This is a genomic window from Blautia sp. MCC283, from assembly GCF_018785565.1.
In the GTDB taxonomy this organism is placed as follows: domain Bacteria; phylum Bacillota; class Clostridia; order Lachnospirales; family Lachnospiraceae; genus Blautia_A.
Genome location: NZ_WQQB01000008.1, coordinates 59026 through 82106, shown reverse-complemented (window position 1 = coordinate 82106; position 23081 = coordinate 59026). Strand labels below are relative to the sequence as shown.

The 23081-nt window shown below is 46.8% G+C and carries 21 protein-coding genes; 3 read left to right on the top strand and 18 right to left on the bottom strand.

The window, feature by feature from the left end; translation table 11 throughout:
• Positions 1-11 precede the first annotated feature (11 nt).
• The 5 genes from GPK81_RS02515 to GPK81_RS02495 all read right to left on the bottom strand — a co-directional run bounded on the left by GPK81_RS02515 (position 12) and on the right by GPK81_RS02495 (position 7376).
• Complete coding sequence (locus GPK81_RS02515; RefSeq protein WP_215706482.1) at positions 12-1598, bottom strand: ABC transporter substrate-binding protein; 1587 nt, start codon at positions 1596-1598, stop codon at positions 12-14.
• A 91-nt stretch (positions 1599-1689) separates the two neighbouring features.
• Entirely contained in the window at positions 1690-2607 is a 918-nt protein-coding gene (locus tag GPK81_RS02510; protein WP_021977174.1) for an ABC transporter permease, read from the bottom strand.
• Positions 2601-3593, bottom strand: coding sequence for an ABC transporter permease (locus tag GPK81_RS02505; RefSeq protein ID WP_215706481.1), 993 nt, complete (start codon positions 3591-3593; stop codon positions 2601-2603). Before GPK81_RS02505 ends, GPK81_RS02510 begins: the two co-directional genes overlap by 7 nt.
• 428 nt (positions 3594-4021) lie before the next feature.
• Entirely contained in the window at positions 4022-4930 is a 909-nt protein-coding gene (locus GPK81_RS02500; protein ID WP_215706480.1) for a LysR family transcriptional regulator, read from the bottom strand.
• A gap of 4 nt (positions 4931-4934) precedes the next feature.
• Positions 4935-7376 carry a methyltransferase domain-containing protein gene (locus GPK81_RS02495; protein ID WP_215706479.1) on the bottom strand — a complete coding sequence of 814 codons (2442 nt, stop codon included), beginning with the start codon at positions 7374-7376 and terminating at the stop codon, positions 4935-4937.
• A 291-nt stretch (positions 7377-7667) separates the two neighbouring features.
• Here GPK81_RS02495 and GPK81_RS02490 point away from each other — a divergent pair, with 291 nt between their 5' ends.
• Entirely contained in the window at positions 7668-8303 is a 636-nt protein-coding gene (locus GPK81_RS02490) for an endonuclease III domain-containing protein (protein WP_215706478.1), read from the top strand.
• Between the two features lie 46 nt (positions 8304-8349).
• Positions 8350-8883, top strand: a complete 534-nt coding sequence (locus GPK81_RS02485) for a DUF3877 family protein (protein WP_215706477.1) — start codon at positions 8350-8352, stop codon at positions 8881-8883.
• Between the two features lie 85 nt (positions 8884-8968).
• On the opposite strand, the gene GPK81_RS02480 is transcribed toward GPK81_RS02485, so the two are convergent.
• From GPK81_RS02480 to GPK81_RS02465, 4 genes are all read right to left on the bottom strand, one after another.
• On the bottom strand, positions 8969-10780 hold the full coding sequence (locus GPK81_RS02480; RefSeq protein WP_215706476.1) for a DUF6320 domain-containing protein: 1812 nt from the start codon (positions 10778-10780) through the stop codon (positions 8969-8971).
• A 91-nt stretch (positions 10781-10871) separates the two neighbouring features.
• A complete protein-coding gene (locus GPK81_RS02475) occupies positions 10872-11819 on the bottom strand; it encodes an alpha/beta hydrolase (protein ID WP_118062393.1) in 948 nt (315 codons plus the stop codon).
• Positions 11820-12143: 324 nt separating this feature from the next.
• Positions 12144-12950, bottom strand: a complete 807-nt coding sequence (locus GPK81_RS02470; protein ID WP_118062329.1) for a DNA-3-methyladenine glycosylase family protein — start codon at positions 12948-12950, stop codon at positions 12144-12146.
• Between the two features lie 127 nt (positions 12951-13077).
• Positions 13078-13521 carry an HD domain-containing protein gene (locus GPK81_RS02465; RefSeq protein ID WP_215706475.1) on the bottom strand — a complete coding sequence of 148 codons (444 nt, stop codon included), beginning with the start codon at positions 13519-13521 and terminating at the stop codon, positions 13078-13080.
• Between the two features lie 321 nt (positions 13522-13842).
• Here GPK81_RS02465 and GPK81_RS02460 point away from each other — a divergent pair, with 321 nt between their 5' ends.
• On the top strand, positions 13843-14121 hold the full coding sequence (locus tag GPK81_RS02460) for a type II toxin-antitoxin system HicB family antitoxin (RefSeq protein ID WP_021977164.1): 279 nt from the start codon (positions 13843-13845) through the stop codon (positions 14119-14121).
• A gap of 141 nt (positions 14122-14262) precedes the next feature.
• On the opposite strand, the gene GPK81_RS02455 is transcribed toward GPK81_RS02460, so the two are convergent.
• From GPK81_RS02455 to fabK, 9 genes are all read right to left on the bottom strand, one after another.
• The gene (locus GPK81_RS02455; protein WP_118062392.1) at positions 14263-14703 is read right to left on the bottom strand and encodes a MarR family winged helix-turn-helix transcriptional regulator; all 441 of its coding nucleotides are present in this window, start codon (positions 14701-14703) and stop codon (positions 14263-14265) included.
• A gap of 135 nt (positions 14704-14838) precedes the next feature.
• Positions 14839-16608, bottom strand: coding sequence for an acetyl-CoA carboxylase carboxyltransferase subunit alpha (locus tag GPK81_RS02450; RefSeq protein ID WP_215706474.1), 1770 nt, complete (start codon positions 16606-16608; stop codon positions 14839-14841).
• Positions 16598-17962, bottom strand: a complete 1365-nt coding sequence (accC, locus tag GPK81_RS02445; protein ID WP_215706473.1) for an acetyl-CoA carboxylase biotin carboxylase subunit — start codon at positions 17960-17962, stop codon at positions 16598-16600. Before accC ends, GPK81_RS02450 begins: the two co-directional genes overlap by 11 nt.
• A gap of 9 nt (positions 17963-17971) precedes the next feature.
• Positions 17972-18400, bottom strand: a complete 429-nt coding sequence (gene fabZ / locus GPK81_RS02440; protein ID WP_021977160.1) for a 3-hydroxyacyl-ACP dehydratase FabZ — start codon at positions 18398-18400, stop codon at positions 17972-17974.
• A gap of 108 nt (positions 18401-18508) precedes the next feature.
• Complete coding sequence (accB, locus tag GPK81_RS02435) at positions 18509-19111, bottom strand: acetyl-CoA carboxylase biotin carboxyl carrier protein (protein ID WP_174087732.1); 603 nt, start codon at positions 19109-19111, stop codon at positions 18509-18511.
• A 4-nt stretch (positions 19112-19115) separates the two neighbouring features.
• On the bottom strand, positions 19116-20357 hold the full coding sequence (gene fabF / locus GPK81_RS02430; RefSeq protein WP_021977158.1) for a beta-ketoacyl-ACP synthase II: 1242 nt from the start codon (positions 20355-20357) through the stop codon (positions 19116-19118).
• Positions 20358-20389: 32 nt separating this feature from the next.
• Entirely contained in the window at positions 20390-21130 is a 741-nt protein-coding gene (fabG, locus tag GPK81_RS02425) for a 3-oxoacyl-[acyl-carrier-protein] reductase (protein ID WP_021977157.1), read from the bottom strand.
• 16 nt (positions 21131-21146) lie between these two features.
• Positions 21147-22067 (bottom strand): ACP S-malonyltransferase, encoded by a 921-nt coding sequence (gene fabD, locus GPK81_RS02420; RefSeq protein ID WP_021977156.1) that lies wholly within the window; start codon positions 22065-22067, stop codon positions 21147-21149.
• 4 nt (positions 22068-22071) lie between these two features.
• Positions 22072-23016, bottom strand: a complete 945-nt coding sequence (fabK, locus tag GPK81_RS02415; RefSeq protein WP_119248006.1) for an enoyl-[acyl-carrier-protein] reductase FabK — start codon at positions 23014-23016, stop codon at positions 22072-22074.
• Positions 23017-23081 lie beyond the last annotated feature (65 nt).

The following is a 23081-nucleotide window of genomic DNA, read 5'->3' as shown; positions in this document are numbered from 1 at the left end:
TGATCTTTTCCTTATTTTGTAATGGTCCAGTCTTCAATATTCCACATAACACCTACGGAATGATGTCCCAGAACACGTGTGGTATCCAGTCCGTCAAGTCCGGAAACGCCTACATAATCTCCCTGAAGATAAGCAACCAGAAGGATTCCAGGTGCCTTGGCATATGCCTTTTCGAATTCACTATATGCTTCTTTTCTGGCTTCCTCAGTCTCACCGTGACGGCCTTCCTCAAGATATTTATCCACATCTGCATTGGAATAATGCATGTTGTTTCCACTTGCGTCGGTTACAAAGTTTACATATGCCATATCCGGGTCAAACTGTGTTGCATAGCCGGCAAGAAATCCATTGTATCCTGCATCCCAGTCAAATTTGGTAACAAGCTTTACTTCCATTTCCACACCAGCCTGCTTCAGCATATCAGACATGACATTGGCAATATCCACACGCTCTTCTTCGTAATCACGTACCTGGATGGTAAAGTGGAATTTCTGTCCGTTTCTCTCATAGATCCCATCATCACCTTTTTTCCATCCCAGCTCTTCCATCTTCTTTGCAAAGGTATCCAGATCATAGGAGTAGATATTGGCTTCCTTATCTGTTCCGAGAGGGTTTCTCTGGATCGGGCTGTATGCCGGCTCTCCCTGTCCTGCAAGAACACCTGCAATAATGGAATCCTTATCCAGCGCATAATTCAGAACGCCGATGGAATCTCCGTTTTCCTTCCAGAAATCTGTACTCATATCCATGGCAGCTCCACGGTAATCTGCTGTGGTGAACTCCCAGTAATTATATCCGTCCTTATCCTTGAACTGAGAAGCATAGTTGGAATTCAGCCATGCAAGATCCGCCTCGCCGGACTGGAGCATGGTTGCCTTTGTAGTCTCATCCGACACTGTACGGTATACAACGGTTTCAATATTCGGAACCTTTCCGTAATAATCTTCATTTCGTTTCAGTGTGATCATTCCGCCGGTAGCATCCCAGTCTTCAAATTTATAACGGCCTGTTCCCACCGGATTCTGGTTAAAGGATGTAGTATTTATGTCCTCCCCTTCCAGAAGATGCTCTGGAAGGATTCCCATGGTAAAGTAATCCAGCATGGCAGCATCATACTGATCCAGTGTAAAGATCACAGTCTGATCATCCGGTGCCTCAATACTTGTAATGTCCTGATAGTTGCTGGTGATGCTGACTCCCAGGGTTTCATCCTCTGTAAGCTCCTTATAAGTGTATACAACATCCTCTGCATTGAAATCTTCTCCATCATGCCACTTAACACCATCTCGAAGTTTAAAAGTATAGGTATTGGTATCCTTGTCAAAGGTATAGCTCTCTGCAAGATCCTCTACCGGCTTTCCATTGGCATCATATTTCATCAGTCCTGAAAAAATAAGATCCGGAAGTTCATCATGGTTATTCAGAAGGGGATTAATTGTACTTTCTGACTCACCTGCATATACCAGAGTTTTATTTTCTTCTGCCGCAGCTACGGTTACCGCACTGCCTGCAGTTGCTCCTGTACATGCTGCGGTCACTGCTGCCAGTGTTATCGCCGCATATTTTCTTCCATAGTTGATTCCTGTTCTCTTTTTCATTCTGTTTTCCTCATCTTTCCTTATTTTCAAACCGGTTATCTACACTTCGGAATGCTTCATCACGGTTTGTATTCAAATATTTTTGACTGCATCAGAGATTGCTGTAATGGTTATTTACCTCACTTCTCACAAAGCTTCCCATACTGGTAATGCACATTAAAGTAATGACCAGAAAAACTCCTGGGATCACGATCACCCACCAGGTATTCATGATCAGTGCTTTATTTGCCAGCGAGAGCATACTTCCCCAGGAGACTACATCAGCCGGAAGCCCGAGGCCAAGAAAGCTTAATGTAGATTCCATGGTAATACAGCTGCTTATCGAAGAGATCACCACAAACATGATCGCCGAAACAAAATTCGGGATCAGATGGTGATACATCACATATCCAAAACTTCCTCCGCAGAGTCTTGCATACATCACATAATCACTGTTCCTTATCTGCCGCACTTCACTTCTTACAATACGTGCCAGTGCAAACCACCCGGTAATACCGATGATCACAGATATGCTGATCACATCATTGGCCTGAAGGACCGCAGACAGGATCAGGATCAGCAGAAGGGTCGGAATACTTCCGCACATTTCCGTAAACCGCATCAGAACTGAATCCACCTTTGGACCTGCTGTTCCGCTGATGCATCCGTAGGTAACACCGATCACAGTAATGATCGCAGCTCCCAGAAGCCCGATCACCAGAGAAACCCGTCCACCATACCAGATCAGTGAATAAATATCTCTTCCAAGCGAATCCGTTCCAAAGATAAATTCCTTTCCCGGCGGTGTATTCAGATTCTGGAGATAAAAACCTGAGGGATCATGATTTGCAACAACATTTGCAAATATACAGCCCAAAACGATCAGAAAAAGCAGGACCATGGAAAATACCGGTTTCCCCTTCAGCTTTTCCCGAAATGTTTTTTTTCGTTTTTCAGATTCATGCTGCTTCCACCCGGCACCAACTACCTGAAAAAGCTCAGCTTCTAAAAGCTTCCGATCAGCTACCATACCCTCACCTCCGAATCCTTCATTCTTGGATCGATCTCTTCATTGACAGTCTGTGCAACAAAGCTGCTTAAAAATACGATAAATCCCGTGATCAGCACATCGATCATCAGCAGGTTATAATCGTGATATTTTGCAGATTCCACTGCAAGGTTTCCAATTCCCGCATAATTGAAAACAGCTTCCACAGTTACAGTCCCACCGGTTACATGGGGTACCGAAACTGCCATGATACTCACGATCGTCGGCAATACATTTCGAAGACAATGCTTCCACAGGATCTTTCTTTTGGAAAGTCCCTTGGATCTGGCAAGAAGTACATAATCCTTCCGCACCTCATCCAGAAATTTGTTACGTATCATATATGCGTAATACCAGAGATGGCTGAAGATCATTACTACCAGCGGAAGGATCATATGCTTCATACGATTGCCGATACTATCTGCCATTCCCACATCATAGGCCCCGCTGCTTGGGAACCATCCAAGATTTACACTGAAGATCAGGATTAGTACCACACCAAGCCAGAAAGCCGGCACATAATAGGCTGCTGTTCCGATCTTGCAGATCAGCCGGTCGATCCACTGATCCTCATGGAGCGTACAGAATATGGCGATCAGAACTGCCAGTATAAAGATCACAATATAAGCAATTCCTCCCAGCACCAGAGTATTTCCGATCAGCGGTTTGATCACATTCATAACCGGCTGCCTGTATTTCAGCGACAATCCGAAATCACCATGGACTACATTGGTAAACCACCTTACATACTGTACCCCGATTCCCTGATCCAGTCCTAGTCTCGTTCTGGCCGCAGCCACTTCATCGCTGGTCATCATTTCCAGGGAATCTCCGTAAAAGGACTGCAGGGGATCTCCCGGTGCCAGTCTCGCCAGCCAGAACACCACCACAGACAGCAGAAACATAACCACAGCAAGCAGAAGGATCCGCTTCAGGATCCGGATGACGAGTTTATTTTCTTTGTTCATAATTTTCCTTTCCCACTTCCCTTTACTTACATGTAAGACAGTAAGGCAGACATTCGCATTCCGCTCTGCTGCATGCTCATGAACACAAATCGTGGAACGATTTGTGTTCATATTTCAAAAGCAGTTATGGCATCCAAAACCATAACTGCTTTTGAAAGGGTCGTGTTATTATTCGACAAAACATTTGTATGCACAAATAGGAGTGCGCGGAGGTTATGTGCATCACAGTGTTTTTATATTCAGCACGCGGAGTGTGCTGCTGATATTATTTTATCATTTAACAGCTTTCGGACAACCCCGGTATGGGGATATTGGACAGTCGGTTTTAGCATGGATGTGTATTCCATATAAAAAACAGGACTTTTCTGTATCAGGAACCTGTGTCCCGTGCAGAAAAATCCCGCCTGGTCTTTTGCTTTATTCTTTTATCACTTTCCGGAAATCTGAAGTCTTTCCTTCACGAATCCCAGAAAATCCTTTCCCTGTTCACTGAGCTCTTCACCTCTCCGGCAGATGCACCCGTAAACAAGTCTCTGTCCTTCTCCCGGAAATGTATATTTCACGGAGGAATATCCCGGATCACGGCCGGAAAGATCCGCACCACTGATATTACACAGCTCTCCGGACCCAAGAAGACGTTCCACGATATAATCACTGTTTGTTACGACTACGGTCTCTGCCTCCACTGCGGAATGACCGTTTTCCTCTACAAGGTTCCGGTAATTATCCGGGGAAAATTCATCGGGAAATCTCTGGATCAGCCTGAGCTGGGACATTTTAAAATCTCCCTCATCTGCTTTCCCTTTCCCGGTATAAATATTTACCTCGGTTTCCGTCAGCAGCTCAAATTCCAGGTAATTTCGGGAAAGAAAATACTGGAACGCTGCCAGCTGATTCTGCATCACATAGGCGAATCCCATATCATCCTGTCTGCCTTTCACACGTTTTATGATCTCATGGGTATCTGCTGCGTAAACCTGATAATGAAGATCATCGCACTTATGTGCTTCATAATACGTTACGAAGGTATCCGCAAACCAGGAGCTGGGATGAAAGCATACACACAGGCTGCTTTTTGCAAGTGGCTGTGCCTGCATTTCCAGTTCATCTATATTTTCCAGGATCCTCTGCACATGGATATATGCACGCTCTCCTTCCGGTGTCAGCTCTATGCCCTTTGCATGACGGACAAACAGCTGGGTACGCATATCGTCTTCCATGGAACGGATCACCTTGCTTACATTTGACTGCGTGGTAAAAAGCAGCTCTGCAGCCTGGCTGAAGGAGCCTGTTTTGGCACAGGCCGCAAAATACTGTATCTGTTTTATATTCAGCATGATCCTACCCCTGTTTCTTTGCAAAGATCAAAAACATCGGGGTCGGATTGTAAAACTCATCTTTTTCGATATAAATACGCTTACTGATTCCAAGGTCAAAGGAAAATTCTTCCACGCCCATGCGTCCCAGTGTTTCCAGATCCCAGGCCGGGCGCAGGAAAGAACTGATCGGAAGCTGACGCTTGATATCCTCGCACTCCTGCATCAGTTCATCCTGGATCTGATGATGGGCATGATTTTCCGGAAGATCTGCAGTATCCGCAAAATCTGCTGCTCCATAGTTAGCGTCCAGGTTGATCATCACTCCGCCAGGTTTCAGCACACGGAACCATTCCTGGTAAGCGTGTTCCGCATCCGGCAGTGTCCAGGTAAGGTTTCGGGATACGATCACATCAAATTCCTCATCCGGAAAATCCGGATTTTCCGCATCCATGACCGCAAACTGGCAGTCTGCTTTTTCTTCCTCTGCCAGCTTTTTTGCATGGGTGATCATATCCGGTGTCAGGTCGATACCGGTTACCTGATGGCCTTCTTTTGCAAGAAGAATGGTAAAAAATCCAGTCCCGCATCCAACATCCAGGATCCTGAGATTCTTTTTCTCCGGCAGGTGCTTCTTAAGCTCGGTCATCCATCTGCCTGCAAGTGCACTGTGAAGCTCTGCTCTTCTCTGTTCCAGAAAGCTGTCGCTGCGCCTGGTCCAGTACTGGGCGATCCTTGTTTTCCGCTCGTCTTTTTCTCTTACGATATTTCCGTAGGTGATCACAGGGCCGCCTTCCACAACCTGAAGGCTTGATACCTGATAAAGGATCACACCATCCATGTCTGCACGACAGATTTCCTGTACATTTCCCTCATAATCACGGATCTCTCCAAGATACTCATCCTGATGAACGATATCGCCTGGTTTCTTCACCGGGTACCAGAGACCGTTGACACTGGCGCATTGATAACGCACATCATCCATTTTCAGAGGATAGTACGTACTGTGGGAACGGATTCCGTTATAGGCTCCGATGCTGCAGAGGATATTTCTTACATCTCTTCGCATGGAATCCACTTCCTCCCGTTCCCAGGTTCCCATACAGCCGCGTTCCAGAAGGACCGCCGGAATATGGAAGGTACTTGCCGCATAATTGTAGGCGCCGCCTGTGCTTACATTTGACTGTACCATATATGGGACATCAACCTGCTCTGCCATTTTTCGGGAGGCTTCCACGATCTCCGGCTTTGCCACGCCTGCAAAATATACATACGGAGTTAGCTCCTCATAATCGTCACCGCCGTGAAGATCGATATAATAATCCGCTTTTTTGATCAGGGATTCTGTGATGGCTGCTGCCAGGCGCTCCATTCTTGTGCCATCTTTTTTGCCAGGGAAAACACGGTTCAGATTTTTTCCGTCTTCCCAGCTGATGCTGCCTGCTCGCTTCTCAAAGTCTTGCCTGTTCAGCACTTTTACCAGAACCAGCTGTCCGTTAACTTTTTCCGGATTCAGTTTTTTTGACAGCTCGATCAGGGTCTGGATCCCCACATATTCTCCTGCATGAAGTCCAGCTGTGACAAGGACGGTTTTTCCCGGATTTTTTCCACGGATAATGGTTGCCGGAAGAGTAAATTCTCCGTCTCCAATCTCCAGGAATCCTTCGGTTTTTTCTCCTTCCACAACCGGAAGATTCAGGAAATGATCCGGTTTTACGCCGGTTACCATAAACATTGGGGTGGACTGATAATTCAGTCTCTCCTCCTCACTCCAGACTGTTTTCCAGATTTCCGTATCAGTGTGGATTCCAAGAAGTCCTGCTTCCCGGAGAGTTTTTACATCCCACTCAGGCCGGCGGATCTTTGACAGCGGTACCTGAAGGGCGATCCGCTCCATACGCTCAATATCCGTACAGAGATAATGATCGTCCAGACTGTTGTTCTCCACATTTTTCCGGTCGTTTTCGTAGGCTTTCCGCTGCTCTTCCTCATAGAGATAGCCGTACCAGTTAGCGTCAAAATTCAGAAGTTTTCCGCCCACTTTCAGCACACGGACCCACTCTCTGTAGGCAACATCCGGATGCTCCAGATTCCAGGTAAGATTTCGGGAAATAACCACATCAAAGGTATTGTCTTCAAATTCCAGTTTCTGTGCATCCATCCGCTGGAAATGAATGTTCCGGCAAAGTTCTCCCGCATTTTCCTTTGCCTTTTCCAGCATTCCTTCGGTGTAATCCACAGCATCCACGTGATATCCGGCTTCTGCCAGGATCACTGGAAAAAATCCGGGGCCTGTTCCGATATCCAGGATACGGATCTCTTCCTTTGGCTTGTCTGGAAACTGGCTGGTCAGCACCTTAAGCCATGCGTTTTTCTGCGTTCCTGCAAGCTCTTTATGATTCACTTCGGAGTACCCTTCTGTACGGGTGCTCCAGTAAGATTCGATTTCGTCGAGAAGTTTTTCCACGTTGATTCCTCCGCGCTTTTTTATTTATGTGGGGGCCTGATCTGATAAGGTTTTCCTAACTTTTTCCATACCCCCATAGGTTGTGTTTAATGTACCAAATTGTCAGGGTTTTAACAAGCCCCTGGGGGGGATTGCCGTTGTAATTCTCCAGATGCTGTGGTATCATCCTACCTGTAGTAATTCAGTAATGATCCCTGAAAGTTAAGCGGATACTGGCGATCTGCATTCGCTGCATCGGGGCAACAATAAAAATCTCAACACATCGAAATCGAAAGGATGGTTTATATACAAATGACAACACAGGAACTGGCTTATGAAGTCATCAGCCGTTTAAAAGAAGAATATCCGGACGCAGACTGTACCCTGGATTATGATGATGCCTGGAAACTTCTTGTAAGTGTCCGCCTGGCAGCTCAGTGCACCGATGCCAGAGTGAATGTGGTGGTTCAGGATCTCTACGCAAAATATCCGGACGTGGCAGCCCTGGCAGCTGCAAAACCGGAAGATATCGAGGCCATTGTACGTCCCTGCGGTCTTGGAAAAAGCAAGGCTCGGGATATCAGCGCCTGCATGCGGATCCTCCACGAACAGTACCAGGACAAAGTTCCGGAAGACTTCAACGCACTTCTGAAACTTCCCGGCGTGGGGCGCAAAAGTGCCAACCTGATCATGGGCGACGTATTTGGAAAGCCTGCCATTGTGACCGATACCCATTGTATCCGTCTTTCCAACCGCATCGGTCTTGTCCATGACATGAAAGACCCGAAAAAAGTGGAAATGGCTCTCTGGAAGATCATTCCTCCGGAAGAAGGCAACGATCTCTGCCACCGCCTTGTAAACCACGGAAGAGAAGTCTGTACAGCACGGACAAAGCCTTACTGTGACCGCTGCTGTCTCAGTGATATCTGCGAAAAAAATGGGATATGAATGTATGTAGTCCAATAAACATTCACACCCCGGAAAGGACAACATTATGAATTTTAAAAAACTGGAAAATAATCTCCTGGATATGATCCAGGAACAGCAGGTAAAGATCGGATATATGAGCGGAGTTACCCGTTTTTATTATCCGCTGCAGTCTCTGAACCGTCTTCTCGGTACTGAGCTTACGGAAGAAGAAATGCAGCACGCAATGGAAGAATTCTCCGATTATGCCTGTGACCGCCTTGGAAAAGTAAAAGCTTCTTCCAAAAACGAACGTTTCTGCATCACTCTGCCGCCACAGGCATCCGACTATGTTCACGAGAACCGGAAACCAAGTGAATTTCTGGTACGTTTCATTAACACCGTTGCCCGCCACGGCTGTACTCTGGATGAAGTGATGAATGTTTTCCATAGTTATTCCAAACATGTGCATATGGAAAAAACAACCGGCACAGGCTTCGACTACCTTGTATATTTTGAAGACGGTATTCCAGACGATTACCGGTACTGCCTGTCCCTGGAAGGTGAGCATATGATCTATCATAAGTTCACGCCGGAAGATTATGAGGACTTTGGATTCTGATATCCGAACGCCATTATAAAAAACCGCCGGTCTGCAGACAGATTTTCAAAAAAATCTTCTGTAAACCGACGGTTCTTTTTATTCTCTACACCCGGAACTTCTTCTGCATCTCCCGTACCATATCTTTTCTCTTAAACAGAAACAGCCAGACCAGCATCAGAAAACTGACGCAGATACAGATCAGAGACGGATACAGAACATTCACCACACCGATGGCCAGAAGGATCAACGGGATCACCACGCCGAAAGCTCCTGCTTCCAGAAGATAGATCATATATTCCGCAACTTCCAGCCTCTGTGCCGCTGTGATCGCCCACATGGAACAGATCACAGCAAGGGCCGCAAGAGGAAGAAGATAGTCCACAGACCAGCCCCGCCAGCCGGTAAACACATCCCAGAGCACACCTGCTACCGTTACGATCACCAGCTGCCACATTTCATTCTTCAATAGATTCCGCCGCTTCACATACGCCACCGAAACCATCAGCCAGGTGCAGAACGCTCCTGCAGTCACAAACCAGGCCCATCCCATATGGCCGTCCACCAGATAATCGATCAGATTGCATACCACAGCCAGAACAATACACAGAAACGTAAAGCTCTCAAAAAGCTTCGCCGGAGATTTCCGTTCCTCTTTCTGCCCCGGAAAATCATTCTCCCGGATCTCACAGGACACCTGCTCTTTTTTCAGCTTCCCCACAAAATTCCGCTCTATATTTCCATTGGGAATTTTCGACGAAAAACTTAAAACCATCTCATCCCCAAAAGAACAGGAGCACAGCTGCAGGCTGTCCGTACTTGCAAAAAGCCCGAATCTCTGAATATATTTCCGGTATTCCTCCGGCATCCGTATAATTCCCACATTGGAATAGATCGCGGTAATGGACCTTCCTCCAAGAGTTGTCCCTGCAAGAAGGAACGGCGTTTTGATCTCCAGCGGCACCAGACGCAGGATCGGATTCTTTTCCAGGCTTACCAGATCATTCAGCTTCGCCTCGATCACATCTTTGCTCAGTTCTTTTGCAAACTGCTCCTTTACGGATTCAAGAATATCCTCAAAAGTCGTTTCCGCAGAAAAATAACAGCTGATCTCGATCCACCCGAAAAAATTCGCCATGGACCGGGACGGAAAATAATTCCTTAAATTTACCGGGATCATAAGGCCAATGGGTTTTTTCGCCTGATTCTGGGGCACCTCCTCATGGATCGCCCAGATAAGAGCCGCCGTAAGAAAAACCGTGATCGACACACCGGCTGCTTTTGCCCGGGCGTGAATCTCTTTCACCGGAATGCATACTTCCGTGATACTCATATCTTCCTGTCTGAGTTTCTCACCTTTCAGCTGAAAAGCCGGCTTCTTGGACTCTCTCTTTCTTGGCGCATCTGAGGAATAATACTGGGAAAAACTGTCCTCTTCCATATCTCTTCCGGTGATATTTTCGTCTGGAAAAAGCTCCGGAAGTTCTTTCTCCGGATGTGCCTCCTGAAGATAATCTTTTACAAGTTCCATCAGGAAATGCATGGCTCCCGTTCCATCCGTCAGCGCGTGAAATACCTCAAAATTGATCCGGTTCTTATAGTAACTCACCCGAAAAAGAAGCGTTTTTTTGTCCGGAATGTAAAGTCCGCTGCAGGGTGCACCTGCTTCTTCCTTTACTACCGCCGGAATATCCCGTCTCTCCAGGTAAAACCAGAACAGTCCCTTTCTTAAAACCGCACGGAAAAGAGGGTATTTTTCCATGGTACGATCCAACGCTTTCTGCAGCGTTTCTTCTTTTATCTCTTCTTTCAGTTCACAGTAAAAACGAAATACCCTGGTGTCATTTTTTCCTGTCACCGCCGGGAACGCCAGTGCCGCATTATCCAGTTTTCTCCACTGTGCATATTCGTTCTTCATGATGTTTTCCTTCTTCCTGCGAGATATTTACTGTCCATTATCCGGGACTTTTCTGAGATTTCTGTTTCCTGTCCGCAGACATTTTGCCCTTTCACAACTGCTCCTGCTCTTCTGTTTCCAGAAAACGGTTCACATACGTAAAGCTCTCCTGCACATGCAGAAATTTGATTCCCAGTGCAAAGTACCCGTGAAACGCACCCGCGATCCTGTGTACTTCCACTCGATTCCCTGCGGCTTTTAAGCGTTCACCAAATGCCTCTCCTTCATCCCGAAGAGGATCAAACTCAGCGGTAAGGATCAGTGTATCCGGCATATTTCGGAGATCTTTCTCCAAGATCGGCGCAAAATACGGATTCTTTCTGTCTTCCGGGCAGCTCTCATAAAGCTTCAGATAATCTTCCATCTTCTCTGCTGTGAGAAGATAACCGGTCCCGTTTGTTTTTACGGATTCAAAAGGCGATTCTTCTGTATAACAGTTGTTCAGTGCCGGATAGATCAGGATCTGTTTTTTCGGATAAAATTCTCCCCTGTCTCTGGCCATCATGCACACAGCCGCAGCCAGATTTCCGCCGGCACTGTCTCCCATAATGGTAATACGATCCGGATCGGTATTCAGAAGAAATCGGTTGGTATAAAAAGCCTTCGCTGCCGCATAGCAGTCCATCAACCCCACCGGGAAACGGTATTCCGGTGCCAGCCTGTACTCCACAGATGCCACGATCTGACCGGTGGACTGCGCCATTCTGGCACATACACGCTGATAATTCTCCACGCTTTCTGTAACCCATCCACCACCGTGGAAAAACAGGATCACCGGAGGTTTTCTGCCGGAAGCAGCCCCATTCTCCATGGCCTCTTCTGTTGGAAAAAACAGACGGATCGGCACTTTATAGTCCCCATTATAAACTTCCGCATCCAGTGTTTTGTAAAAAATACTCATAGGATCCATTTTTTTAATATCTGCCAGCTTTCTGGAAGCGTCTACCTCAATTCCTCCATAGGAAAGAGCCTGCAGAACTGTCCGTACTGCACGTGGCATAGAACTTCCGTCTTTCACAGGGATCCCCGGAATCACGATACGTCGGCTTCTTCTTTTTCCTTTGCTTGTATAAATATATTTCGTCTCAGTTTCATACTTCCTGAGGATATGGATGCGTTTCACGCAGGTTCGTTCATAGGAAATCCTCTTCAGGATTTCATGATCGGTACGGATAACTACTTCTGTTCCTTTATAGCCCCGGATGTAATAACTGTTTTCTTTTTTCTTTATCTGTGGTCGTCTTAATCTCAGTAAATGCTTTCTGATCGCGTCCTCACCTCCATGAATTTTTTCTTTGTTGTGAACTATGATAGCATCCGCAGCTTACGAGTACAAGTCGTAGTAAAAAATATACTGCTGCATAATTCCACGCATTCCCTTATATCTGCGGTTTGGAAATCCTCTTTTATAATGCACATCCATGACCTGGCGGATATGGGTATCTATGGGAAAAGCATCCATATGATGCAATGCAAACAGGCAGATACACTCTGCTACCTTTTCTCCAACGCCACAGAGTTTCATCAATTCTTTCTTTGCCTGATGGTAACGCATATCATAGATTTTTTCCAGGGAGATTTCGCCGGATGCGATAGTCCTGGCTGTCACTGCGATATATTTTGCCCGATATCCAAGGCCGCAGTCTCTTAAGTTCTCTTCCGTTGCCTGACTCAGCGCCTCCACAGTTGGAAACGCATAATATTCCACACCTGTTGATGAAACTTTTCGCTCTCCATATTTCCGACAGATAGTTTCGATACATTTGCGGATGCGTTTGATATTATTCTGCTGGGAAATCAGAAACGTGACGATCATTTCCCAGAGATCCTGTCTTAAGATCCGGATCCCGTCTCCTGCCTTTATGGCGGCACCCAGATATTTATCCCGTGGATTGGCTGCATTCATGTAAGTTTCATAATCCGTATCCAGGTCAAAATACAGCACCCAGTAACAGATAAATTCTTCCTGAGAGCAGTAAAAATCTACCACTCCCCCCTTCTGGCGCATTTCCAGATACTGATCTCCCGCCACCATGGAAAAGTGTCCATCTCCAAGTTTCTTCATCCGGAAGCACTGCCCGGAATCGCATATTTTATCAAGGCTGAAATGTTCCAGCTCTACTGTGATCATGTTGGTTCCTCTCGTAAGTATTTTTCTGTATTTTTATCACGTATCATTTTCGATGGTTTATTATAAGACATTTATAAAGTAAAGAAAAGCAGAAGAGGAAAATAAAATGACCTGTGCGAAAATAAATTCACCTGGCATCATGAAGGATTTCCAATGCCCGTTTATATCTTCCATGCAGACGTAAGATCTGTTCCACAGATATATTTTCGCAGTCAGAAAGACGTGTTACATCAGAATTGTGGAGCAGATCAGCCTGCTTCACTTTTTTTGCGATCGGATTCTTCCGGATATTCCGGATATAGTCGAAATAATTCATACTCTTATCTCTTGTAAGATAACGTAAGGCCTCCACAACTTCTTCCGGAAATTCTCCGGTAAGATCTTCAAATGTGATCTCTGTATCTTCCACCACATCGTGAAGAAGTGCCGTACATACACTGAGTTCATCATCCATCTGCTCTGCTACATGAAATGGATGAAAAATATAAGGTGTCCCGCTTCGATCTGTCTGTCCATGATGTGCCTCGTATGCCACCTTCATAGCTTTTTTCGTCAAAGCTGTATAAATCATAACCGCGCCTCCCGTTGGGTTCTCTGAACCGCCATTCAGATCACTGTATACCTTTTACGCCTACAGCAATCCTGTACCCTGTATAACACAGTATAGCATCTGATTTTCCTTCCTACAAGGATAAAAAGTCTTATATATCTATCATTTTTCCTTATATACGACAATTTTCTGATTATAACATTCCCGGAAATACTGCTGTTCTTACCTGGATCTTTCATTCGATCATGAACTCGCTTGCCCTCATTCTGAAATTGGTATATACTACTTCTAAATGAGCAAATCACCACTGATCTGGTGATAATACAGAAAGGAATCTTACCAATGAAATTTATATATCCCGCAGTTTTCCGTCCCACAGAGGACAAAAAATACAACGCTTTTTTCCCGGATCTTGCCTGCTGCGAAGCCAGTGGTGACACGCTGGACGACGCCATCGAAAATGCCAATGCTGCCGCATATGACTGGATCTACACAGAGCTTATGGAATTTGAGGGCAAGCTTCCTCCGGTTTCCGAGGAAAGCGATCTGGATCTTCAGGAGGGTGACGTTGTCCGCAATATTTCTGTAAATATCCGTTTCCAGGATGGATGGGACGAATAAAGCTCTCACCTGGAATAAAACCACTGTTTGCCATCATTTTCCATATATGGCAATACAGAAAATATCTGTTCACAGCTAAAAAGCATCTGAATCGGAAACATTCTTTCGTTACCGATTCAGATGCTTTTATTGTGCATTTCTTTATTGTTCATGATACTGCCTGAAAAATTTACGCAGTCCATCCAGTGCTTTTACCAGTACTTCTGTCTCATCCTCATTAAGCTCCGCAAGCACAGCTTCTGTCATCTGTCTGTGAAATTCCGCATGATGGTGATATGCCATACGTCCCTTGTTGGTAAGCTGGATAAATACCACTCTCCGGTCCTTTTCACTTCGTTCTCTCTTCACATAGCCCTTTTTTACAAGGCTGTTCATGGATGTTGTGAGGGAGCCTACCGTGATCTTCAGCTTGGCTGCGATGGAAGACATATTTCCTCCGCCAAGGCCTACTGCCTCGATAATGTGCATATCATTGTTGGAAATATCTTTATATTTATCTGTGATGATGGCTTCTTCCTCCAGCCGGAGGATCTCGTTGAACAGATTCACCAGCACGTCATTTATAACTTCCCGATTGTCCACTCTACCCCGCTCCTGTTTCTCCGGAGCCAAAAAGCTTCTCCGGTTCTCTGTTTATGAAGCCATCGTAACATAAATATAGGATTTTTTCCACTGGATTTTTGCTTTGCGGATACAAAATCACTGCGCTTAAAATTTCTACATTTTCCGAAAACGTTCGTAGCGGTGTTCCAGAAGCTTCTCTGGCTCTGTCTTGCCATATTTTCCAAGGAAATCTTCTATTCCGTTTTCCAGATAAGCCGTAGCATCGTTTATGTTCTCACGGCTTACAGGCTCAGCTTCCGGGATCACATGCTCGATCATTCCCATCTGATAAAGATCCGCAGCAGTAAGTTTCATCACTGCGGCAGCCTCCTTTGCCTTTTTGCTGTCTTTCCAGAGAATAGAGGCAAAGCCCTCCGGAGACAAGATGGAATAGACGGAATGCTCCAGCATCCATACCTCATCCGCTACAGCAAAAGCGAGCGCACCGCCGCTTCCTCCCTCACCGATCACAATGGAAAGTACAGGAACGGTAAGTCCCGCCAGCGTATAGAGATTTTTCGCAATAGCTTCACCCTGTCCTCGTTCTTCTGCTTCCAGTCCGCAGAATGCACCTGGCGTATCCACAAGGCAGATCACCGGTCGGTGAAATTTCTCTGCCTGCTGCATCAGACGCAGAGATTTCCAGTAGCCTTCCGGAGAAACCATTCCAAAATTCCGGGCAATATTTTCCCTGGTGCCCTCACCTTTTTCCTGTGCAAGAACCGTCACCGGCTTTCCGTGAAAAAATGCCACACCGCCGATCACTGCCGGATCATCACCACAGTGGCGGTCACCGTGAAATTCCATGAAATCGTCAAAGAGTGCCTCGATGTAGTCTTTTCCCGTGGGACGTGTTTTTGCTCTGGCAAGCTGGACATGTTCCCAGGGAGTGTAATTTCCTGATGGGATGAATTCCGGCCAGATTGTATTCTCTGATTCCCGTTTATCTCCCACGGCAGTTTCTGTCGATTCCGCATTATCAGATTTATATTTCATTTCCATGTCCGAATTATCGGACTGTCCATAATCTGGTATTTTATTTTCATGTAACTTCAGGATATCCGCCAGCACGCTTCTCTGCTCCTCACGTTCCACGATCTTATCCACAAAACCGTGTTCCAGAAGAAATTCCGCTCTCTGGAATCCTTTGGGAAGTTTCTGACCGATGGTCTGCTCAATGACTCTGGGGCCGGCAAATCCGATCAGTGCTTTTGGCTCTGCCAGGATAATATCTCCCAGCATGGCAAAGCTTGCAGTCACACCACCTGTCGTCGGGTCTGTAAGAACCGGCACATAGAGAAGCCCTGCATCACTGTGTTTTCGAATGGCCATACTGGTTTTTGCCATCTGCATCAGGGATACCAGTCCCTCCTGCATTCTGGCACCGCCGGAACAGATATAGAGAATCACCGGAAGTCTCTCCTTTGTGGCACGTTCAAAAACCCGGGTGATCTTTTCCCCAACAACCTCTCCCATACTGGACATCATGAAACGGCAGTCACAGACACCAAGCGCTGTCGGTGTCCCTTTTATCGTACACTTACCGGTAACCACAGCCTCGTCAAGTCCTGTCTTTTCACGGAGTGATCTGATTTTTTCCTCATATCCTTTGTACTGAAGCGGATTCTGTTCTTCCATATGTACGTCCCACTCTGTGAAACTCTTTCGATCTACGACCATCTTGATCCGCCGGTAAGCCGGTACATGAAAATAATTTCCACAATGTGGGCAGATGTAATGATTCTGTTTTACCTCATCTGCAAAAACGGCAGCCTTGCAGGCATTGCATTTTCGCATCAGGTTATCCGGAACCTCCGGAGTGTTCCCGTACTCCTCCCCCCGGATATCCCGTACTGTTTTTTTGAACATATGCTTAATTCTCATTGATCTTCACTCCCGCAATGATATGACTTGCCAGAAAACCGGTGTCAAAATTTCCGGACTGATAATCCTCATTTTTCAAGATTTCATACTGATAGTCAATGTTTGTATCGATTCCGTCAATGATCACCTCACCAAGGGCACTCTGCATTTTTGCAATGGCTGCCTCACGGCTGTCTGCATGAACGACCAGCTTGGCAAGCATGGAATCATAATACGGTGGGATCTTACAGCCGTTATAAACGCAGGTATCCACACGGATCCCGTTTCCTCCCGGAAAATGTGCCCCCTGGATAGTTCCCGGTGAAGGCCGGAAGTTTTTCTGAGGATTCTCGGCGTTGATCCTGCACTCGATGGCATGTCCCATAATATGGACATCATCCTGTGATATTTCAAGAGGCATCCCCGAAGCGATCTTCAGCTGCTCTTTCACAAGATCGATTCCGGTTACCCATTCTGTCACCGGATGTTCTACCTGAATTCTTGTGTTCATTTCCATAAACCAGAATTTTCCATCCGGCTCCAGCAGAAATTCAATGGTTCCCGCATTGACATAGCCGGCCGCTTTTGCTGCCGTCACTGCCGCATGACCCATTTTTTCTCTTAATTCCGGCGAAACTGCGGCGCTTGGAGATTCCTCTATCATCTTCTGATGATTTCTCTGAATGGAGCAGTCACGTTCTCCCAGATGAATGACATTTCCCTGGTTGTCCGCAAGGATCTGAAATTCAATATGTCTGGGATTTACCACAAAATGTTCAATATACATGGTACCGTCACCAAAAGCGATCTCAGACTCTTTTCTGGCAGTTGCGTAGGCCTCTGGAAATTCCTCCGGGGTATTTGCCACACGCATACCTTTTCCACCGCCGCCAAGAGCTGCCTTGATGATCACCGGGTAGCCGATCCGCTCTGCTTCCTTAAGGCCGGTTTCAATATCCTCCACATCCCCTTCACTGCCTGGAACTACCGGAACACCTGCTGCGATCATGGTGCTTCTTGCGATCTTTTTGTTTCCAAGCATGCGGATGACCTTCGATGGCGGTCCCACAAATGTAATTCCGCATTTTTCACAAAGCTCCGCAAATCTGGCATTTTCCGAAAGGAAACCAAATCCCGGATGGATGGCATCCGCACCGGAAACCATGGTGGCGCTGATGATCTGCTCCATATTCAGATAGCTCTGTGCGGAAGGTCCCGGACCGATACAGATTGCTTCGTCTGCCAGCTGTGTGTGAAGGCTTTCCTCATCTGCCTCGGAATAAACTGCCACTGTGGCAATTCCCATTTCCCTGCAGGCACGGATAATACGCACCGCGATCTCGCCTCTGTTGGCGATCAGTAACTTTCGAATCATACAATCACCTTACCCGATCATAAATGTAAGTTCTGCCTCTACGGCAACCTCTCCATCTACAGATGCCACTGCGGAACCGATTCCCACGGGGCCCTTTCTGCGGATGATCTTTGTCTCAAGACGGAGTTTATCTCCGGGAACTACCTTTCTGCGGAATTTACACTTGTTGATGCCGCCAAAATAAGCAGTTTTTCCCTTCATATCCTCCAGGGAAAGAATAGCTACCGCACCAACCTGTGCCAGAGCCTCTACCATAAGGACGCCCGGCATTACCGGCTCCTTCGGAAAATGTCCCCGGAAAAAGTCCTCGCGGAAAGTCACGCATTTATATCCAACAGCAAATTCACCTGGTTCATAATCTTCGATATAGTCCACAAGCAGAAACGGATGTCTGTGCGGGATGATCTCTTCGATCTGTTTTACGTCAAGATGTTTCATTCTCTATCCTCCTGAAAAATCACGGAGAAAACGACCGATTACATAATCTGTATTCTTTTTCTCCGAAACATTCTCTTTCTTATTCTTTAATTCTGACCTGAAGATATTTTATCGGATACGGAAAAGTTTCTGTCCATACTCTACCGGCTGTCCGTTTTCCACATAGATTTCCGCGATCTCGCCGTCAAAATCACTTTCGATCTCATTCATCAGTTTCATTGCTTCCACGATTGCAAGAACCTGGCCTTTTTTTACTTTATCTCCTACCTGGACGTATGGCGGAAGATCCTGGGATGGTGCTGCGTAGAAAGTTCCGACCAGCGGAGAAGTTACCAGGCTGCCGGTCTGGTCATCTGATTTCTGTGATACGTTTTCCGGCTGCTCTATATTTTGCACAGGTACTGTATTCTGCACGCCCTGTGTTTCTGCTACATTTTTGTCTGCCGCTGCCATTTCATCTGCCGAATCTGATACTGTCGCCGCCACGGAACCTGCACCTGCCATCGGCACTGTATGCACTGCCCTGCGGACTTTTCCACCGGCCATTCCTGCCGCCGGAATGTTTTCCACAGTTTCCCCCATAACTCCCTGGATGATCTGTGGTTTTCCGTGTTCCATGCTTAAGGTCAGATCTGCTGTCTCGTAAGTAAAAGCAGTAAGTTCTGATGCGGATACGTGATCGATGAGCTCAAGGATCTGGTTAAATTCCATGATTTCACTCCTCCTCATACTTCTTTACAAGCAAGGTTCCGTTATGGCCTCCAAAGCCAAGGGAATTGCTCATTGCATAGCGTACTTCCTGTTCTGCCGGAGCGCCGATCATATAGTTGAGATCCAGCTCCTCCTCTGTTTCCGTAGTTCCCACAGTCTGATGGATAAATCCGTCCAGAATGGATTTTACACACACGATAAACTCAACAGCACCTGCTGCGCCAAGAAGATGTCCTACCATGGATTTTGTGGAGTTGATCTTTACATCTTTTGCCGCATCTTTGAACGCAAGCTTGATGGCTCTTGTCTCAAACAGATCGTTGTGGTGGGTTCCGGTTCCGTGTGCATTGATATAATCTACCTGCTCCGGTGCAACACCTGCTTCTTTCATGGCGTTTTCCATGGCACGTGCGGCGCCGCTTCCGTCCTCGGCCGGAGATGTGATATGAAAAGCATCTGCAGTTGCACCATATCCCACAACCTCTGCCAGGATATTGGCATTTCTCTTTTTCGCATGTTCCAGTTCTTCCAGAACAACCACACCTGCGCCTTCACCCATGACAAAACCACCTCTGTCTTTGTCAAAAGGAATGGAAGCACGCAGCGGATCCTCGCTTGTGCTCAGTGCGGTAAGGCTTGCAAATCCTGCAATTCCGATGGGGCAGATAGCACCTTCTGTACCGCCTGCAAGCATTACATCTGCATCGCCGTACTGGATGGCACGGAAAGCGTCTCCGATACAGTGAGTTCCTGTTGCACATGCAGTTACCACGTTTGTACACTTTCCTTTTGCACCGGTGGCAATGGAAACATTTCCTGCTGCCATGTTTGTGATCATCTTGGGAACAAGAAGGGGATCAACCCTTGAAGGACCTTTTTCCACAAGCTTCTTCTCATTCAGCTCCGTAGCCTGAAGGCTTCCCACACCGGAACCGATGATCACGCCTACCATGTACGGATCTTCCTCTTCCATCTTAAGACCTGCATTTTCCACAGCTTCCAGTGCGGCTGCCACCGCATACTGGGAAAAGGGCTCCATTCTTCTTGCGGTTCTGGGATCCATGCGGTCTTTTGCTACGAAGCCTTTCAGCTCCGCTGCCAGTGTTGCCTTATATCCGGTTGTATCAAAACGGGTGATCGGTCCGATCCCCACTTTTCCTTCTTTCACTCCGTTCCAGAAGCTTTCCACATCGTTTCCGATCGGTGTTACTGCTCCAAGTCCTGTTACTACTACTCGTCTTTTCATCAATCTATCCTCCTGACTCCGGGGAGCCTTTTTTACATTGCCATTCCGCCGTCTACACGAAGTACCTGTCCTGTAATATAACGTGCGCCGTCCGATGCCAGAAAAGCGGCTGCTTTTGCCACATCTTCTGCAGTTCCCATGCTTCCCATGGGAATGGATGCCGAAATATTTTCTTTCACTTTGTCGGAAAGCACGTCTGTCATATCGGTTTTGATAAATCCCGGTGCAATGGCGTTGACCGTGATTCCTCTGGATGCCAGCTCTTTTGCGGCGGATTTTGTAAGGCCGATGATTCCCGCTTTGGATGCTGCATAATTGGCCTGTCCCGCATTTCCACGAAGGCCTACCACCGATGAAAGACTGATGATCCTGCCGCTTCTCTGTCTCAGCATCATTCTGGACACATGGCGGATGCAGTTAAAGGTTCCTTTCAGGTTGGTGTCAACAACTCTGGAAAAATCTTCCTCGCTCATCTTCATGAGAAGTCCGTCCTTCGTAACTCCGGCATTGTTTACCAGAATGTCAACACGTCCGTATTTTTCTGCAATGGCTTTGAAAAAAGCTTCGCATGCATCAAAATCTGCCACATTACACTGCAGGATATCTGCCTGGCCGCCAGCTGCCTCGATCTCTGCTTTTGTTTCCCGGGCTTTTTCTTCTGAGCCGTTATAATTGATCACTACAAAATTTCCTGCTTTTGCAAGTTCCAGGGCGATGGCTTTTCCGATTCCACGTGCACCGCCTGTTACCACTGCGATTTTTTTCTCTGACATATGAATTCCTTTCTGATCACTTAAGTTCCTGGCAGACTTTTTCTGCGTCTTCTACAGTCTGGATGTTATATACCTTTACATTTCTGTCGATCTTTCTCATAAACCCGGCCAGTGTTCTTCCAGGTCCGATCTCCACGAAGGTATCCACTCCCTGGCGGATCATGTTTTCCACACTCTGCTGCCAGCGCACGGAAGATGAGATCTGTTTTTCCAGAAGTGCCTTTGTTTCGGATGGATCTTCCACATACTCTGCGGTTACGTTTGTTACATATGGAATTTTAAGCTGGTGGAGTGTGATACCCTCCAGAACCTTCCCCAGCTCTTTTCCTGCTGTAATAAGCATTGCGGAGTGGAAGGGACCGCTGACATTTAACGGGATCACTCTTCTTGCGCCAGCTGATTTCAGTTTTTCAGAAGCTTCTGCAACTGCCTCTGCAAGTCCTGTGATCACGATCTGACCAGGACAGTTATAATTGGCAATGCTGACATCTGAAATGTCTGCGATCACTTCCTCGATCTTCTCTGTTTCCATTCCCATAACTGCCGCCATGCTTCCTTTTCCTGCCGGAACTGCCTGTTCCATCAGGATTCCTCTTTTTCTTACGGTTGTAATGGCATCGCAAAGCTCCATGCCGCCTGCTGCTTCGATGGCACAATACTCACCAAGGCTTAAGCCTGCAGTTACATCCGGATGAAGTCCCATCTCCTCTACGACCTTTTCCATGGCGAGGCAGGTGGTGACCAGCGCTGCCTGTGTATACTCCGTCAGATCAAGCTTGTCATTTTCTTCAAAACAGAGTGCTTTCATGTCCAGATCCAGCCACTTACTGGCAGAATCAAAAACCTTTTTTGCAGTATCATATTTCTCATAAAAATCTTTTCCCATCCCGGCTTTCTGTGCGCCCTGTCCTGGAAAGATGAATGCTGTTTTTCCCATCTGTTTATTCCTCCGCAAGAAAACTGTTTTTTCTGACTGTTTCTTTTGTCTCCGCCATCAGTCTTGCCATCAGATCTTTACAGGTGGGAATGTCTTTTACCATACCTGCGATCTGTCCGGACATCACGCTTCCGGTTTTTACATCACCGTCGACAACCGCCTTTCGAAGACCTCCCAGTGTGAGAAGCTCCAGCTCTTCAAAAGATGCTCCTGCTGCTTCTTTTTCCAGATATTCCTTTGTCATGGGATTTCTTAAGGTACGGACCGGATGACCTGTGGTACGTCCGGTTACTCTTGTGTCGATATCTTTTGCCTTCAGGACAAACTGCTTATAGTTTTCATGTACATTACATTCCTGTGTGGCAACAAAACGGGTTCCCATCTGTACAGCCTCTGCACCCAGCATAAAAGCCGCCGCAATCCCACGGCCATCTGCGATTCCACCTGCCGCGATCACCGGGATCTTTACCGCATCCACAACCTGTGGTACCAGCGCCATGGTAGTTGTCTCACCGATATGTCCACCGGACTCGGTTCCCTCAGCTACCACCGCATCTGCGCCGCAGCGCTCCATTCTTTTTGCAAGAGCTACGGATGCAACGACCGGGATCACTTTTACTCCTGCAGCTTTCCATGCTTCCATGTATTTCTCCGGGCTTCCGGCACCGGTTGTTATCACTTTGATGCCTTCTTCCACTACGATCTTCGCAACCTCATCGGCGTTTGGACTCATCAGCATGATGTTTACACCGAAAGGCTTATCTGTCAGTTTTTTTGCTTCGCGGATCTGCTCACGTACCCATTCTGCCGGTGCGTTTGCTGCCGCGATCAGTCCCAGGCCTCCTGCTTCGGATACTGCTGCCGCAATGTGATGGTCTGCCACCCAGGCCATACCACCCTGAATGATTGGATATTCGATACCAAGTAATTCTGTAACTCTTGTTTTCATTTTTTACCTCCGGGAAATTGAGTCAGGCGGATATTTGCAATCCACTTTTCTACTTACTCATAGTT